Consider the following 16025-nt stretch of genomic DNA (forward strand, 5'->3'; position numbering starts at 1 on the left):
GCCACGCGGGTCTGGTCATGGGGTTGCCTGTTTTCGGCGCGCTGGTGCGGTTACCGCATCTCTTGCGCCGGTGTGACCCCGAGAATACCAAGACCCGCCGCAATTACAATCGCAACGGCACGCGACAGCGCGATTTTTGCCTGCGACGTGGCCGCGTCCCCTTCTTGCAAGGCGCGTAAGCCATCCTCGGACCGGCCCAAGTGGTAGAGGCTGTGGAAATCGGAGGCCAATTCATAGAGGTAGAAGGCCACCCGGTGCGGCTCATTGCTGCGCGCGGCGGTCTCGACCAAACGGGGCCATTCGGCAAGCTTGCGCAGCAGGCCGATCTCGGCCTCGTGGTCGAGCTTAGACAAATCCGCGTCCAGCAGCGTGGCATCCGCCACCTCGATCCCCGCCTCTTCGGCTTTGCGCAGGATCGACGCGACCCGCGCATGGGCGTATTGCACGTAAAAGACCGGGTTCTCGCGGCTTTGCTCCAACACCTTGTCGAAATCGAAGTCGAGCATCGCGTCGTTCTTGCGCGTCAGCATGACAAAGCGCGTCACGTCCGGGCCGACCTGATCCACAACATCGCGCAGGGTCACGAATGTCCCTGCCCGTTTGGACATTTTGAACGGCTCGCCGTTTTTGAAAAGCTTCACCAACTGCGTCAGCTTGATGTCGAGCGGCACATGCCCGTCGCTCAGCGCCGAAACCGCCGCCTTCATCCGTTTGACATAGCCGCCATGATCCGCGCCGAAGACGTCGATCAGCATGTCGAAATCACGGCTGACCTTGTCATAGTGATAGGCGATATCGGGGGCGAAATAGGTCCAAGACCCGTCGGACTTCTTGACCGGGCGGTCCACATCGTCGCCATGTTCGGTGGATTTGAACAGGGTCTGTTCACGCGGTTCCCAATCGTCGGGCTTCTTACCCTTCGGCGGCTCCAACACGCCTTCGTAGATCAACCCTTTGGCTTCGAGCGAGGCGATGGCCGCTTCGATCTGACCCGTGCCATAGAGCGATTTTTCGCTATAGAAGACGTCCATCTCGACACCCAGTGCCGCCAGATCGTTTCGAATGAGGTTCATCATCGCGTCGGTTGCGAATTCGCGGATATCGTCCAGCCATTCGCTTTCCGGCTGGTCGACCAGCTTGTCGCCGTACATCTTGGCCAGCGCTTCGCCCAGCGGGATCAGATAGTCGCCGGGATAGGTGCCATCGGGGAATGCCACCTCTTTGCCATTGGCTTCGAGGTAGCGCAGATAGACCGAACGGGCGAGCACATCGACCTGCGCACCGCCGTCGTTGATGTAGTATTCCCGCGTCACGTCATAGCCCGCGAAGTCAAGCAGGCTGGCCAGTGCATCGCCAAAGACCGCGCCACGGGTGTGGCCCACATGCAGCGGCCCCGTCGGGTTGGCCGAGACATATTCAACGTTCACCCGCTGACCGGCACCAAGGATCGCGCGGCCAAAGTCGGTGCCTTGGTTCAGCACCTGACGGGCCACGTTTTGCCAGACCGAAGGCGCAAGGCGCAGGTTGATGAAGCCCGGCCCCGCCACTTCGGCGGAGGTGATGCGCGGATCGTTTTGCAATTGCGCGGCCAGTGCTTCGGCGATGTCGCGCGGCTTCATGCCCGCAGGTTTGGCCAGCACCATCGCGGCATTGGTGGCCATGTCGCCATGGGCCGCGTCACGCGGCGGCTCAGCGGTGATCGGGTCAAAGTTCAGGGTCGCAGGCAGAGCTTCCTGCGCGACCATCTGTTCCAGCGTCGCAATGATGAGATGGCGAATTTCGGCAAATAGGTTCATGTCGGGTATCCTTGTTCCCCGCCCGTTTATCATGTGCGGGGGTGCAGTCAATCAAGCGTCGGGCCGTCGCGGCCCAAGTTGGGGAGTGGCGTTTGAGCCGGTCTGGTTAGCCGAGGTCAAAACGCCCACTTCGGAGCCGTCGGCCAGCCTCAGACCCAAGGTACAGCGCGGTGTCCGTGGCCAATTCGGCCTGCCCCTCGGGCACAGTGATCAGGTGGAAATGCACCCCCCGCGCGCCAAAGACCTTGTCGAGCGCGGCATTGGCCGCCTCGACCGCGCCGATCATCCCGTGCCCCGCCAGCGCCAAGGGCTGGCTTGGTCGGGGCAAAACGGTCACCACAGAGCCCCGCCCGGCCACGAGGCCACGGCCCAAGGCGCGCACCATGGCCGAAAGCCCGCGGATCTGAGCATCCATGCCCTTGGCGCAATCGTCGGGTTCAAGCGGCATCAGGTTCAGCACCATATGCAGCGGCGTGCCGCCCCAGTTGCGGTGCAGCGGTTCAAAGCGTGAGACGAGATCGCCTGCTAGTGCCAGCCCTTCGACACGCTCGGCCGATTGGCTCATCAACCGCGCCAGCACCGCGGGATCGCGGTCCATCGCCACGACCTCCGCCCCCAGATCCGCCGCGCGTTTGGCCACCGTAGGCCCCGGCGCTTGCCCCGCCGAGAGGATCGCGAAGGTCGCGTCACCGGCCAGACTTTCCGGCAGAACGGGGGTTTGTATCATGTCATGTCACCTATGGATCATCAAAAGAAGACTACCATGCCGCGAAGACTAGCGGAAGCTGCGCAGGTCGCTGTCGAAGAGACGCGCGTGTTCTTGCAGGGCGAAACGGTCGGTCATGCCCGCAATGTAATCAGACACCATCCGCGCCAGCGCGGTTTCATCCTCTGCCGCCTCGATCGCCGCCGCCCAATGGCGCGGCAAGAGGTTGGGCTGTGACAGGAACAGCGGGAACAGGTCCTCGACCACCTTGGTCACCTTCTCGCGATTCTCCATCACCGAGGGGGCGCGATACATGCGCGTGAAGAGAAACTTGCGGATCTCGCGCAGGTCTTGCCAGACGGGATCTGAGAAACGGATCACCGGGCGGCCCAGATTTCGGATGGCGTCAGGGGATTTCGCCCCTGAGTCTTTCAGCAGTTTGGCCGAGGTTTCAATCACATCGCCGACCATCACCCCAAAGACCCGCCGCAGCGCCTCATGACGGCGGCGGTAGCTGTCGGTCTCGGGGTAGAGCCGGTCAACCTCGGCATAGGCGGGGCCGACCATGGGCAGTTCGGCGATCTCACTTTCGGTGAACAGCCCTGCGCGCAGACCGTCGTGCAGATCGTGGTTGTTATAGGCGATATCATCGGACAGCGCGGCGACCTGCGCCTCGGCGCTGGCATGGGTGTGCAGTTCCAGATCGTGCCGCGCGTCGTAATCGGCCAGCGCATGGGGCACCTCGCCCGTCACCGGCCCGTTGTGTTTCGCGATGCCTTCCAGCGTGTCCCACGTCAGGTTCAGCCCATCGAATTCGGCATAGTGCCGCTCCAGCGTGGTGACGATCTTGATCGCCTGCGCGTTGTGATCGAAGCCGCCGTAGGGTTCCATCAGCCTGTGCAGCGCATCTTCGCCGGTGTGGCCAAAGGGCGTGTGGCCCAGATCATGGGCCAGCGCCACCGCCTCGGTCAGCTCGCCATTCAGACGCAGCGCGCCTGCGATGGTCCGCGCGACCTGCGCCACCTCAATCGAATGGGTCAGACGGGTGCGGAAATAGTCGCCCTCATGCTCCACAAAGACCTGCGTCTTGTGCTTCAGCCGCCGAAAGGCAGAGGCATGAATGATCCGGTCCCGATCCCGCTGATAACAGGAGCGAAAAGTGCTTTCCTCTTCCGGCACCAACCGTCCCTTGGCGGTGTCCGGATCAGAGGCGAATTCTGCGCGCATCGCGGCTGGTCCTCTCTCGCGGTCCTTGTGACCTGTCCTTGTGCTTTCTATATGTTAGAGGAACGCGAAAGAAAACCGATGCATCGGAGCCCGCAGATGAACCTGCCCCCCAAAGTCACCCCCCGCGCCTTTGAACGCCTCGCCGAGATCGGGGCCGCAGACGAAGGCAAGGCCCTGCGCATCGCTGTCGAAGGCGGCGGCTGCTCGGGCTTTCAATACGACATCGCGCTGGACGAGCCCGCCGAAGATGACCTCATTCTCGAAGGCAGCGGTCAGAAGGTGGTGGTCGATAGCGTCTCCCTGCCGTTTTTGGCCGACGCCGTGATCGATTTCACCGAAGAGTTGATCGGCGCGCGCTTCACCATCGAGAACCCCAATGCGACGGCGGCCTGCGGCTGCGGCACGTCCTTTTCGATGTAGGTCTGTCGGGCGCGTTTAAACGCGCGCCCGGGCGAACCCCTCGAAGAACTCTTCGAAATAAGGCCCGGCGCGTTCGGCGCGCAGCAGGGTCGCGTGGCTCTCCGGGCAAAGATACGACAGCACATGCGGGCGCATCTGCCCCCAGTCGGCCCGGCGGTTTGCGCCCATGTCGTTGAGGCAAGCCGCCAGCGGGCGCAGGGCCCCTGCCCCCTTTCGGCTTTTGTGAAAACGCAATGCGCCTTTTGGGATATCGGTGGATCGCATCGGGCGGCCCGCAATCTGCATGGCCCAGCCGGTGACAAGCCATTCGTGGTAATCGTCCTGCAAAGTCGCGCCTTCGTCGGTGTAGACCCGCATGGCACGGTGGCGGGCGGCAATAACATCCTCCCACAACGGGCTTGGGGCCTGCCCGGCAAAACGCAGCGCGGCGCAGACCTCGGCCAGCAGGTCCATATCCTGATCGAGAAAAGCCAGCAGCCCCGTGAAATGCAGGCTTTTCAGCGCGGCCTCCGGCAGGTCCGGGAGCCGGCGGCCATAGTTTGACAGGTAAAAAACGATATGGGTCAACTCATAGGCCGCCTTGCGATTGGGCATGGCGAAGGTGGCACTGCGGGCGATAAAATCGCGCAACCGTTGACCGAGCGCCCCGTCCTCCACCCGCGGCCCCACACCCCGACGGCGCAGCAGACGGCGTGCCTCGGCCCGTTGCAGATCCGACAGCTCCGCCCCCTCCAGCCCTGCCCGCGCAACCTTGGCGCAAAGGGCCGCGCCGTAGTGCCGAGGCAAACCGAGGTCTTCGAGATCGAGACAAATCGACAGGATGAAACGGTAATACTGAGGAAAATCGCGCAGCAGGTTCCGGCAGCCCTGATGGAAGGCCGCGAGCGGCTGAAGCGCCGCGGTGTCGAGCGTGGCCCCCGTGCTCGCCAGCGCCCCGAGCAGTTCGGCGTTTTCCTTCAGCCAAAAAACATCCCCCTGCGCGTGACGCCCTTCTGCGAAGGCTTGGATCAGCCGGGCCCTTTGAATGGCCTGGTCTTGGCTTTCGTCAGATCTGAGCAGAACAACATTGGTCATCGCATGGCCTCCGACAGGGGGAACGGCGGGCGACAAAGCCGCCCGCTTGAAAGGGCTTCAGCCGCTGAAGGGCAGCACCTCAGCCGGGGCGAGGCCAGTGGTGAACAGGCCGACCCCGCCGCCTTGCGTGATGCTGCTGCCGTCCTGCTGTAGCCCAGTGGTGAACATCTCGACCCCTTCGCCCAACAACATGTCACCGCCCCCACGGTTGAGGCCGGTGGTGAAAAGGCCAACACCGGCGCCAAACGCCATGGGATTGTCCTCTGTCTGCGGGGCTGTTACTGGGGCAAAGTCGCGTGCAAAAATAGCGGTCATCATGAGGTCCTTTCAAAGGGCTTTGCAATTTAAAGATGTAGTTCTTCGACTGACGTACGTTAAGCGTGTTGATCCAAGCATTTTTCGGCTAACGCATTGTACTGAACCACTTATCCACATTAAGGTCGCGCCACAGTTTCGCCTTACTCCTCAAATTATCTTGCGCCCTGTGGAGAAAAAGAAATGCCGCCCACAGGGCAGGATCGAGACAATACGGGCAACCGCCTCGCGGACTTTCTATAATAGCAAGAAATCTGACCCGAGAATCACCTTAAGCGCGCAAGCCTTCCCCTTGCTCCGCGACGCCAATTGCGCGATAGCAGTCGGACGTCGAAAGAGGGCCGGATATGAAGATCGCGAGTTTCAACATCAACGGTATCAAGGCCCGCGCGGCGGCCCTTCCCGATTGGCTAGACGAGGCGCAGCCGGACGTTGTCGTGCTGCAAGAGATCAAGTCAGTGGATGAGGCTTTCCCCCGCGAAATGCTCGAAGAGCGCGGCTATAACGTCGAAACCCACGGGCAAAAGTCCTTTAACGGCGTGGCGATCCTGTCGAAACTCCCGCTTGAGGATGTGACCCGCGGCCTGCCGGGCGATGATGCCGATGATCAGGCCCGCTGGATCGAAGCAACGGTGGTGGGCGACGATATGGCGCTGCGGGTTTGCGGGCTCTACCTGCCCAATGGCAACCCGGCGCCGGGGCCGAAATATGACTATAAACTCGCATGGATGGCGCGGCTGCAAGCCCGTGCCGAAGCGCTTCTGGCCGAGGAAACGCCGTTCCTCATGGCGGGGGATTACAACATCATCCCGCAGGCCGAGGATGCTGCCAAACCCGACAGCTGGCGCGAAGATGCCCTCTTCCGGCCCGAGTCCCGCGCCGCATGGCGGCGGCTGGTGAACCTTGGCCTTACAGACGCTTTCCGGGCGCGCACCCAAGGGCCGGGACATTACTCCTTCTGGGATTATCAGGCCGGTGCGTGGAACCGCAACAACGGCATCCGCATTGACCATTTCCTGCTATCGCCCACCGTGGCGGACCGGCTGCGCGACTGCCAGATCGACCGCGACGTGCGCGGGCGCGATAAGCCGTCGGATCACGTGCCCATCTGGGTTGAGCTGGATATCTGAGGTCAGGCCTCCAGTTCGGCATCCCAATAGAGAAAATCCATCCAGCTTTCATGCAGATGGCCGGGCGGGAATTTGCGGCCCATGTTGCGCAGCTCTTCGGCGGCGGGTTGCCGCGGCGGTTTGCGCAGGGCAAGCCCCGTGCGGTGCAGGGGCCGCGAGCCTTTGCGCAGGTTGCAAGGGCTACAGGCGGCGACCACGTTTTGCCAACTGGTCACCCCACCGGCGGCGCGTGGTACCACATGGTCAAAGGTCAGATCGCCCTTCGCGCCGCAGTATTGGCAGCGGAATTCATCCCTTAGAAATAAATTAAAGCGCGTGAAGGCCACGCGCTTTTGAGGTTTGACATAGTCTTTTAGGACGACAACCGAGGGGATCCTGATCACCGTAGAGGGGCTGCGCACCACCTCGTCATATTCGGCGACGATCTCGACCCGGTCGAGCCATTTGGCCTTTACGGCTTCCTGCCATGGCCAGAGCGACAGCGGGTAATAGGATAAAGGTCGGTAGTCCGCGTTGAGCACCAGCGCGGGGTGGTGTTTGAGCGCCGCCGGGTGGCGGGTAAATTCGGTCCTGAAATCGCCGTCCATCTGGTCGCGTCCTCTGCCCGTTTTAGTCACTATATCTCGCGGTTTCTCTCTGGCAAGACAAAGGTGAACCACTAGATGTCGCCGGTTTTGCCCAAAGATTACGACAGAGGCGTGACAGATGGGCAGAGTTTGTTAACCTTGTGGCATGTCGAAAAGCCCCCTGCCCGATGCGCCCGCGCCGCAATCCCTGCTCGAAGCCGCCGTCTATGCCGATGATCTGGACGCGGCGCGGGGGTTTTACCGCGACATTCTGGGACTGAAACTGTTTCAGGAGGTGCCGGGTCGGCATATGTTCTTCGCGCTCGGCCCTTCGGTTTTGCTGGTCTTTAACCCGACCGCCACGGCGCAGCCGCCCGGCAATCCGAAAATGCCTGTGCCGCCCCATGGGGCGCGCGGCCCGGGGCATGTCTGTTTTGCAATGAAACGCGATGAGATCGCCACGATGGAGACGCGGCTGCTGGCCGCCGGGGTCGAGATCGACACCAGTTTTGATTGGCCCAACGGGGCGCGCTCGCTCTATGTGCGCGACCCCGCGGGTAATTCGGTCGAGTTCGCCGAACCCTGGCTCTGGGACGAGATGAAGAGTTAAAGCCCCAGTTTGTCGCGCATGAAGGCGAGCGCCACGCTCAGCCCATCGGGCGCGATGCCATGGCCCGTGCCCTTCATCACATGGGCGTAAACGTCTTGCCACCCTGCTTCTTGCAGCGCTTCGGCGGCCTGCGGCAGGGATTGCGGCGGCACCACGTCATCGGCATCGCCATGGACCAGCAGCACCGGCGGTTTGACCTGCGCCTCTTCGGCCAGCGCTTCGGGGTTGAGCAGACGCCCCGAGAAGGCCACGATCCCCGCCACCGCATCTTCGCGCCGTGGGGCCACATGCAGCGACATCATCGTGCCTTGGGAAAAGCCGAAGAGCACGACCTGTTCGGGCAACACGTCTTCGTCGACCATCAGCGCGTCGAGGAAGGCGTCGAGGTCTTCGACCGCGCTCATCATCCCGCGCATCGATTCCTCTTCGGATGATCCGTCGATCCATGGGATCGGGAACCACTGATAGCCCATCGGCGCACCGGCGCAGGCCTCGGGCGCGTCGGGAGCGACGAAAAGCGTGTCGGGCAAATGCTCGCTCAGCGGATCGGCAAGGCCCAGCAAGTCAGCGCCATTCGCGCCATAGCCATGCAGGAACACCACCACCGACCGTGTGGTGCCAGAGACCGGCTCGCGGCGCTCCGCGTTCAAAACCCGTGTCATGACAATCCTTCCTTTTGTTTCAACACCCGGTAGTAGGCAAAGAGCAGCCGCGCCGCAACCGACCGCCAAGGTGACCATGCGGCGGCCATGGCGGAGAGGTCTTTCGGGCTGGGACGGACGGGCAGATCAAAGAGCCCCCGCGCCGCCTCTTGCAGTGCCAGGTCGCCGCTGGGAAAGATATCGCGGCGGCCAAGGCAGAACATCACATAGATCTGCGCCGTCCACGGCCCGATCCCCGGCATGTCGACCAGCGCGGCGATGGCTTCGTCATCGGGCAGCCCGTGCAGCGCGTCGAAATCGAAATCACGTTCCGCCAAGGCCAGCACATAGCGCGCCTTGGGGCGGCTCAGCCCCGCAGCGCGCAGGCCGTCGTCTCCGGCGCGCAGGACGTTCTCCGGCTGATCCAACCCCGCCGCAACCAGCCGCGCATAGATCGCCCGGGCCGAGGCCACGCTCACCTGCTGCCCCACGATAATGTCGAGCAGCCCCGCGAAACCGGGCGGGCGCAGGCGCAGCGGCAGCGGTCCGGTTTTGCTCAGCGCCATGGCAAAACGCGGCTCCCGTTCGGCCAGCCATGCCGCGCCCTCGGCCACATCGGCGTCGCAGGTGATCGGGGGCGCGAGGCTCACAGTCGTGCCACCCAATCCAGCATCGCGTCGAGATCGCTCAGACAAGGCGCGCCCTTTGGCAGTGGCGGTCTGTCGATCAGGATCACCGGCAGGCCGAGCGACAGGGCAGCGTCGACTTTCGGGCGGCTGGCCTGCCCGCCGAGGTTGCGGCAAATCAGCAGGTCGACGCCGAGGTCGCGGAACAATGCCGTTTCACTCTCCATGGTGAACGGCGGCTCGCCAAAGATCAGATCGACAAAGTCATAGGGCGCGGCGCGTTCATGGCGGCTCGTCTGTCGTAGCATGAGGCGCGCGCCCTTGAACGGTTGGAAGGTTGGCAGGCTGGCCCAACCAGTCGCTGCAAAGACGCGGGCAGCGGGCGGCACGGTACGGGCGGCGGCCGCGACATCCGGCAACGATTGCAGCAGCGGGTTGTCCAAGGGCCAGAGGGGGCGCGAAAAGCTGACGAAAGGTTTGCCCAGAGACGTGGCGGCGGCATAGCCTGCGTGGCTCAGCCCCGCATCGAACCCGTGGCTGAGGTCGAGCACCGCATCAAAGCCCGCCATATCGCGCCGCAGCGCCGCGGCATCCCCGGCATCGCGCATCTCATAGGCCACCGGCATCGGATTGTTGCCGCGCGGCGGCTCCGTCAGCCAAGCGGTGACCCGGTGCCCGGCCTGCGTCAAGGCGCGGGCAAGCTGCCGCGCTTCGGCGGTGCCAGCGAGCAAAAGAAGGGTCAGCGAAGGGCGAACGGCGGCGGTCATCGGCGCGATCATCGGCGAGCTTGCCGCCGGGCGCAAGCGGGATCGGCGGCGCAAAAACCGCTGCCGGGCTTGCCCTTACCCAAGGGCAGGGCTACCCCTTGGCGGGAAGTGAGGAATTCAGACATGATCGACGACAGACGCGCGCGGCGCAACGTAGCGGTGCTGGTGGCAGCACAGGCCTTTCTCGGGGCGCAGATGCCGATGATTTTCCTTGTCGGAGGTCTTGCCGGGCAGTCGCTTGCGACGAATGTCTGTCTTGCCACCCTGCCGATCTCGATGATCGTTCTGGGCTCCATGCTTTCGGCCACGCCGGTCTCGGCCATCATGCAGCGCTATGGCCGCCGGGCGGGGTTCTTTCTGGGGGCCGCGGGCGGTGCCTTGGGCGGCGCGGTCGCGGCCTACGGGCTTTATCTCGCCTCCTTTCCGGTTTTCCTGCTGGGGTCGCTTCTGACGGGCATCTATATGTCGGCGCAGGGCTTCTACCGTTTCGCCGCCGCCGATACCGCCTCGGATGTTTTCCGGCCCAAGGCGATTTCCTATGTCATGGCAGGCGGTCTTGTCTCGGCCATCATCGGGCCGCAGCTTGCCACGGCCACGTCGATGAGCCTCGTCGTGCCCTTCCTCGGCACCTATATGGCCGTGGTGGCGGTGAACCTCATCGGGGCGCTGCTGTTTCTCTTCATCGACATTCCGAAACCGCCGATCCCGGCCCATGACGCGCCCAAAGGCCGCAGCCGGTGGGAGCTTTTGACCACGCCGCGCATCGCGGTCGCAGTGATCTGCGCCATGGTGTCATACGCATTGATGAACCTCGTGATGACTTCGACCCCGCTGGCTGTCGTCGGCTGCGGCTATAGCCAAGACAGCGCGGGCTATGTGGTCACCGGCCATGTGCTGGCGATGTTCGCGCCGTCCTTCTTCACCGGCCATCTGATCAACCGTTTCGGCGTCGAGCGGATCATGGGCCTTGGCATCGCGATCCTTGCCGCTGCCGGGGTGGTGGCGCTTCAGGGGGTGGAACTGGGCAACTTCTTTGTCGCGCTGATCCTTTTGGGGCTGGGGTGGAACTTTGGCTTCATCGGGGCCACCACCATGCTCGCGGGCGCGCATGAGCCGCATGAGCGCGGGCGGATGCAGGGCCTGAACGACTTGCTGGTGTTCGGCGGCGTGACCGTGGCCTCGCTGGCCTCGGGCGGGCTGATGAACTGTTCGGGCGGCACGGCGCAGGAAGGCTGGGCGGCGGTGAACCTTGCCATGGTACCCTTCTTGGTGCTCGCGGGCGGGTCGCTGATCTGGCTGGTGCTGCGCAGCCGCAAGGAAACGCAGCTGAGCTAAGCGCCTACCAGCGCGACGCCAATGCCCGCAGCGCGAAATGGCGACGCGGGTCAGGCAGCGCGGCTTGTGAGACCTTATCCGGCGCATCCACCGCGGCCCGCAACACCGGCCCCGCATGGGCGGCAGGCAGCAGCGCAGCGCGCGCCGCCTTGGGGATCTTCCCCCGATTGGCACGCGCCGATTTCAGCCGGTCAAGCGCCCCCTTGGCAAGGGCCGAGACTCCCTCCGCCGTACCATCCAGCAGCGGCACGCGGCCAGCCTCTTCCAAATTCGGAATGGCGCAGAGCCATGCGGCGATGCCAGTGGCGTAGGCCGCATCCCGCACCACTGCTTCATCCGTCGCCCCAAGGCGGCGGGCGGCGACCCACATCAGATGGCCTGCAGTTTGCTCAATATAGCGCTCGAAATGCGCGGCATCCTCGAAAGGGTCTTTGTAGATGTCCCACCGCCGCGCGGCGACGAGTTCATCGAGCAGTTCGGCATCCTCTGGCGCAATCGCACGGGCCAGCGGCGTGGTCACCTCATGCCGCCGCACCGGGCCGTCCTTGGCGATCTCCTCCAGCGCGTCGCGCCACCATTGCAGCCGCATCTCGGCGATCATCGTCTCTTGGGTGACCCATGGGGCGCGGGCCACTTCGACGTTGAAGGCATAGAGCGGGAAGAGCAGCTTGCGCGTCTCGACGGGGGCGGCCATGGCGGCGCGAAAGCGCCAAGGGTCGGCGCGCTCTACCATGGCGGCGCAGGCGTTCAGGTCAGCGTCGAAGGTCATGTGGGGCGCGCCACCGTCAGAAGATAGCCAAACTCATCCCGATGCGCGCGCCAACAGGCGATCTCCGCCTCGGCGGCATCGAGCACTTGGGCCAAATCATCATCCGCACCCGGGCGCAGCTTTTCAATCCGCGCCTCCAGGGGAGTGTAGTAATTCTCCCAAGCTTCATCCGACAGGACACGGGTCGCCACGACCTCATAGCCCGCCGCGCGGACCCGCTCGGCAATGCCGTTTGCGTCGCTCATCGCGGGGTAGTCCGCCCATTGCGCGCGGGCCTCTTCCGACGGGCTATCCGTCAGCCAGCAGGGTTCGGAGAAGGCCACCACACCGCCCGCGCGCAGCGACTTGCGCCAGCGGGTCAGCGCCTCGGTCACGCCAAGGAAATAGACCGCACCGGCGCACCAAATGAGATCATATTCATTGGCGATCGCGGCCATATCGGCCCGCAGCAGGGTAACATTGCCATCGGCCACAAAACGGCCCCGCGCGGTGTCGACGAAATGCGCAGTTTGATCGAGGGCCGTCACATGGCCCTGCGGGATCGCCGCGCGGAGGGCGCCGATGTCGCTGCCGGGGCCGCAGGCCACATCGGCAATCTCGGCCCGCGCGGGCAGATCGACCTGATCCACGGCCCAGATCACATCCGCAGGCTCCCCCGGCCCTTCGCGCGGCAGATCGCGATGGAGAGTGAAAAAGGCGGTCATATCATCTGTCATTGGGCGCGGTCCCGGATCAATTTCCAACGTATCGCATCAAGCAGCGCTTCGAATGAGGCGTCGAGTATGTTGGCGCTGACGCCCACGGTGGACCAGCGCCGCCCTTGCCCGTCTTCGCTGTCGATGATGACGCGGGTGGTGGCTTCGGTGCCGCCTTGGGTGATGCGCACCTTGAAGTCAACCAGACGCATGTCCTCCAGAAGGCTGCTGTATTTGCCCAAATCCTTGGCCAGCGCCTTGGACAGCGCGTTGACCGGGCCACGGTCCGCGCCATCCTCGTCCAGCGATTCCGAGACCGAGAGCCGTTTTTCCCCGTCCACATCAATGACCACGACCGCTTCGGAGAGGCTGACCATCCGGCCTTCGGCATTGCGGCGGCGTTCGACGGTGACGCGGTAGCGCTCGACCTCGAACAGATGCGGTAGCTGGCCCATCACGTCGCGGGCCAGCAACTCAAAGCTCGCCTGCGCGGTGTCATAGGCATAGCCCTGCGCCTCGCGGTCCTTGACCACCTCCAAGATCCGGCCAAGCGCCGGGTCGCCCTTGGCTACCGAGAAGCCCGCATCGCTCAGCCGTTTGCGCAGGTTGGATTGCCCGGCTTGGTTCGACATCGGAATGACGCGCGTATTGCCGACCAGCGCGGGGTCGATATGCTCATAGGTGCTGGGGTCTTTGGCGATGGCACTGGCATGCAGCCCCGCCTTATGCGCAAAGGCCGAAGACCCGACGAAACCCGCCTGTTTCATCGGCACGCGGTTTAGGATTTCATCCAGCATCCGACTAGTGCGGGTCAGACCGCGCAGCGCGTCATGGGTGACGCCGATCTCGTAACCGCTGGCATAGGGCTCTTTCAGCAGCAGGATCGGGATCAGGGTTGTCAGGTTGGCGTTGCCGCAGCGCTCGCCCAGCCCATTGAGCGTGCCTTGGATCTGCCGCGCGCCCGCGTCGACGGCGGCCAGCGTACAGGCCACGGCGTTTTCGGTGTCGTCGTGGGTATGAATACCCAGATGATCCTCCGGGATGCCCGCCGCGATCACCGCACGGGTGATACGACCGATCTCATCGGGCAGCGTGCCGCCATTGGTGTCGCAAAGCACGATCCAGCGCGCGCCCGCGTCATAGGCCGCGCGGATCGCTTCCAGCGCGTAGTCTGGATTGACCTTGTAACCGTCAAAGAAATGCTCGGCGTCGAAGAGCGCCTCGCGCCCTTGGGCGACAAGATGGGCGACGGATTTGGCGATGTTGTCGGTGTTCTCGGCCAGCGTGATGCCGAGGGCGGTTTTGACGTGGAAGTCATGGGTCTTGCCGACGATGCAGACGGATTTGGTGCCCGCGTTGAGCACGGCGGCCAGCACGTCGTCATTCTCAGCCGACATGCCCGCGCGTTTGGTCATGCCAAAGGCGGTGAGCCTTGCCTGCGTCGGCGGCGCGGCGTCGAAAAAAGCGCTGTCGGTCGGGTTGGCGCCGGGCCAGCCGCCTTCGATGTAATCCACGCCAAGCGCGTCGAGCGCGCTGGCGATCTGGCGTTTCTCATCGGTGGAGAACTGCACGCCTTGGGTTTGCTGCCCGTCACGCAGGGTGGTGTCGTAGAGGGTGAGGCGCGCGCGGGTCATGAGAGATTGCCTCCTTCCGCGTCACACTCCCGTTCGTGCCCTCGGCACGAACAGCGCCCGACCGCCCCCATGGGCGGGCGCTTCGCTTCCGCCCGCGGTCGAACGCCGTTCTTAGGACGGCGGCGAAACATCACAACAACCCCTCCAACTGGCCCCGATCAAAGCCCGGCGGCGGCGTCAGCTTTACCCCATCTTTGCTCATCTGCACCTCGATCCCGACCGAGGTCAGCGATTTTTTGATCCGGTCCACCTCGGCGAAATCCTTGGTCTCCATCGCAGTGGCGCGGGCATCGCTGAGGAAGGCTTCGATATCGGTCAGATCCAGCGCCTGAACCGCGGCCCATTCGGGGATCAGATCGTCCAGCAGCCCCAAGAGCGACAGCGCCCCGCGCAAGCCTGCCGTATCGCCCGCGTTGGACAGACGGTGGCATTCGGTCAAAGCAGCGTGGGTGTTGAGATCATCGGCCAAAAGCGCCACCAGTTCAGGCCCCGGCGTCGCGGCCTCGGCCTCTGCAGCCTGAAGATACCATTTGCGCAGGGTCTTTTCGGCCTTCTCGCGCTTCTTCTCGGTCCAGTCCATCGGCTTGCGGTAATGGGTCGAGAGCATCACGAAACGGATGACCTCCCCCGGCACGCCTTGGTCCAGCAAGTCACGGACGGTAAAGAAGTTGCCCAGGGACTTGGACATTTTCTTGCCCTCGACCTGCAACATCTCATTGTGCAGCCAGTAGTTGGCGAACCCGTGGCCCGCGCATTTCGACTGGGCGATCTCATTCTCATGATGCGGGAATTGCAGGTCGATGCCGCCGCCGTGGATGTCGAAACGCTCCCCCAACAGGTCATGCGCCATGGCGGAGCATTCGATATGCCAGCCCGGACGCCCCTCACCCCATGGGGAATCCCAGCCGGGGGTGTCTTCGTCCGAAGGCTTCCACAGCACGAAATCCATCGGGTCTTCTTTATAAGGCGCCACCTCGACCCTTGCGCCTGCGATCATATCGTCGACCGACCGGCCCGAAAGCGCGCCATATTCGGCGTATTTACGCACCCGGAACAGCACATGGCCCTCGGCCTCATAGGCGTAGCCTTCATCCATCAGCCCGCGGATCATCGCGACCATCTGGGGGATATACTGTGTCGCGCGAGGCATGTGGTCGGGCTCCAAGGCGCCCACGGCGGCCATGTCGTCCAGATACCACTGCGTCGTCTCGGCGGTGATCTCTCCAATGCTGCGCCCGCTTGTCGCGGCGCGAGCGTTGATCTTGTCGTCCACGTCGGTGAAATTGCGCACGTAAGTCACATGCTGCGGCCCGTAAACATGGCGCAGCAAGCGGTAGAGCACATCGAACACGATCACAGGCCGTGCGTTGCCCAGATGTGCCCGGTCATAGACGGTGGGGCCGCAGACATACATCCGCACATTCTGCGCATCGATCGGGGTGAAATCCTCTTTCTTCCGGGTGGCGGTATTGTGCAGCTTGATCGTCAGGTCACGGGTCATGGGCAGGCGTCCTTGCGCGGGTGTGACGCGGGCTTGGCATAGTTTTGTCAGAATGGGAATGACGTGAACAGCGGCCCGCGAGGATGTCTCAGCGGGTAATGCAGCAAATAATGAGCGTTGCGGTGTTCATGACCGGGTTGTAGCAAGCGCGCCGCCCTGCGCCAAGCCCCTTGTCCGGTTAAGTTTTATGCAACCCTGCCTTCCGCCTTGCCT

At 63.6% G+C, this 16025-nt stretch carries 17 protein-coding genes; 4 read left to right on the forward strand and 13 right to left on the reverse strand.

Features of this window, described 5'->3' with window-relative positions; all coding sequences use genetic code 11:
- Positions 1-50: 50 nt before the first annotated feature.
- The 3 genes from argS to HKX24_RS06320 form a co-directional block, all read right to left on the reverse strand.
- Positions 51-1796: an arginine--tRNA ligase gene (gene argS / locus HKX24_RS06310; RefSeq protein WP_271691409.1), complete on the reverse strand. Its 1746-nt coding sequence runs from the start codon at positions 1794-1796 to the stop codon at positions 51-53.
- A gap of 106 nt (positions 1797-1902) precedes the next feature.
- Entirely contained in the window at positions 1903-2523 is a 621-nt protein-coding gene (locus HKX24_RS06315) for a hypothetical protein (RefSeq protein ID WP_271691410.1), read from the reverse strand.
- Positions 2524-2571: 48 nt separating this feature from the next.
- On the reverse strand, positions 2572-3729 hold the full coding sequence (locus tag HKX24_RS06320; protein WP_271691411.1) for a deoxyguanosinetriphosphate triphosphohydrolase: 1158 nt from the start codon (positions 3727-3729) through the stop codon (positions 2572-2574).
- Between the two features lie 96 nt (positions 3730-3825).
- Between HKX24_RS06320 and HKX24_RS06325 the strand changes: the two genes are divergently transcribed.
- A complete protein-coding gene (locus HKX24_RS06325) occupies positions 3826-4149 on the forward strand; it encodes an iron-sulfur cluster assembly accessory protein (RefSeq protein ID WP_209217699.1) in 324 nt (107 codons plus the stop codon).
- Between the two features lie 15 nt (positions 4150-4164).
- Here the strand turns inward: HKX24_RS06325 and HKX24_RS06330 are convergent, their stop codons facing one another.
- Both HKX24_RS06330 and HKX24_RS06335 read right to left on the reverse strand, forming a co-directional pair.
- A complete protein-coding gene (locus HKX24_RS06330; RefSeq protein ID WP_271691412.1) occupies positions 4165-5223 on the reverse strand; it encodes a hypothetical protein in 1059 nt (352 codons plus the stop codon).
- A gap of 57 nt (positions 5224-5280) precedes the next feature.
- Entirely contained in the window at positions 5281-5538 is a 258-nt protein-coding gene (locus HKX24_RS06335) for a DUF6749 family protein (RefSeq protein ID WP_271691413.1), read from the reverse strand.
- Between the two features lie 347 nt (positions 5539-5885).
- On the opposite strand from HKX24_RS06335, the gene xth reads away from it, so the two are divergent.
- A complete protein-coding gene (gene xth / locus HKX24_RS06340; protein ID WP_271691414.1) occupies positions 5886-6668 on the forward strand; it encodes an exodeoxyribonuclease III in 783 nt (260 codons plus the stop codon).
- A 2-nt stretch (positions 6669-6670) separates the two neighbouring features.
- Here the strand turns inward: xth and HKX24_RS06345 are convergent, their stop codons facing one another.
- A complete protein-coding gene (locus HKX24_RS06345) occupies positions 6671-7255 on the reverse strand; it encodes an HNH endonuclease (RefSeq protein WP_067265843.1) in 585 nt (194 codons plus the stop codon).
- 145 nt (positions 7256-7400) lie between these two features.
- On the opposite strand from HKX24_RS06345, the gene HKX24_RS06350 reads away from it, so the two are divergent.
- Positions 7401-7844 carry a VOC family protein gene (locus HKX24_RS06350; protein WP_271691415.1) on the forward strand — a complete coding sequence of 148 codons (444 nt, stop codon included), beginning with the start codon at positions 7401-7403 and terminating at the stop codon, positions 7842-7844.
- Here the strand turns inward: HKX24_RS06350 and HKX24_RS06355 are convergent.
- The 3 genes from HKX24_RS06355 to HKX24_RS06365 are packed head-to-tail and all read right to left on the reverse strand — an operon-like array spanning position 7841 to position 9878.
- Positions 7841-8506 carry an alpha/beta fold hydrolase gene (locus HKX24_RS06355; protein WP_271691416.1) on the reverse strand — a complete coding sequence of 222 codons (666 nt, stop codon included), beginning with the start codon at positions 8504-8506 and terminating at the stop codon, positions 7841-7843. The two genes, HKX24_RS06350 and HKX24_RS06355, sit on opposite strands and share 4 nt — an antisense overlap.
- Entirely contained in the window at positions 8503-9135 is a 633-nt protein-coding gene (locus HKX24_RS06360) for a DNA-3-methyladenine glycosylase 2 family protein (protein ID WP_271691417.1), read from the reverse strand. Before HKX24_RS06360 ends, HKX24_RS06355 begins: the two co-directional genes overlap by 4 nt.
- Positions 9132-9878: a precorrin-6A/cobalt-precorrin-6A reductase gene (locus HKX24_RS06365; RefSeq protein WP_271691418.1), complete on the reverse strand. Its 747-nt coding sequence runs from the start codon at positions 9876-9878 to the stop codon at positions 9132-9134. The genes HKX24_RS06360 and HKX24_RS06365 overlap by 4 nt, the downstream gene beginning before the upstream one ends.
- A gap of 123 nt (positions 9879-10001) precedes the next feature.
- Here HKX24_RS06365 and HKX24_RS06370 point away from each other — a divergent pair, with 123 nt between their 5' ends.
- Positions 10002-11213 (forward strand): MFS transporter, encoded by a 1212-nt coding sequence (locus HKX24_RS06370; protein ID WP_276153887.1) that lies wholly within the window; start codon positions 10002-10004, stop codon positions 11211-11213.
- 4 nt (positions 11214-11217) lie between these two features.
- On the opposite strand, the gene HKX24_RS06375 is transcribed toward HKX24_RS06370, so the two are convergent.
- From HKX24_RS06375 to cysS, 4 genes are all read right to left on the reverse strand, one after another.
- A complete protein-coding gene (locus HKX24_RS06375) occupies positions 11218-11982 on the reverse strand; it encodes a squalene/phytoene synthase family protein (protein WP_271691421.1) in 765 nt (254 codons plus the stop codon).
- Entirely contained in the window at positions 11979-12698 is a 720-nt protein-coding gene (locus HKX24_RS06380) for a class I SAM-dependent methyltransferase (RefSeq protein ID WP_271691422.1), read from the reverse strand. Before HKX24_RS06380 ends, HKX24_RS06375 begins: the two co-directional genes overlap by 4 nt.
- Entirely contained in the window at positions 12695-14311 is a 1617-nt protein-coding gene (gene cimA / locus HKX24_RS06385) for a citramalate synthase (protein ID WP_271691423.1), read from the reverse strand. Before cimA ends, HKX24_RS06380 begins: the two co-directional genes overlap by 4 nt.
- Before the next feature lie 130 nt (positions 14312-14441).
- Positions 14442-15812 (reverse strand): cysteine--tRNA ligase, encoded by a 1371-nt coding sequence (cysS, locus tag HKX24_RS06390; protein WP_271691424.1) that lies wholly within the window; start codon positions 15810-15812, stop codon positions 14442-14444.
- Positions 15813-16025 lie beyond the last annotated feature (213 nt).

Origin of the sequence: Sulfitobacter sp. M85, from assembly GCF_029285915.1 — a bacterium.
GTDB lineage: Bacteria > Pseudomonadota > Alphaproteobacteria > Rhodobacterales > Rhodobacteraceae > Sulfitobacter > Sulfitobacter faviae.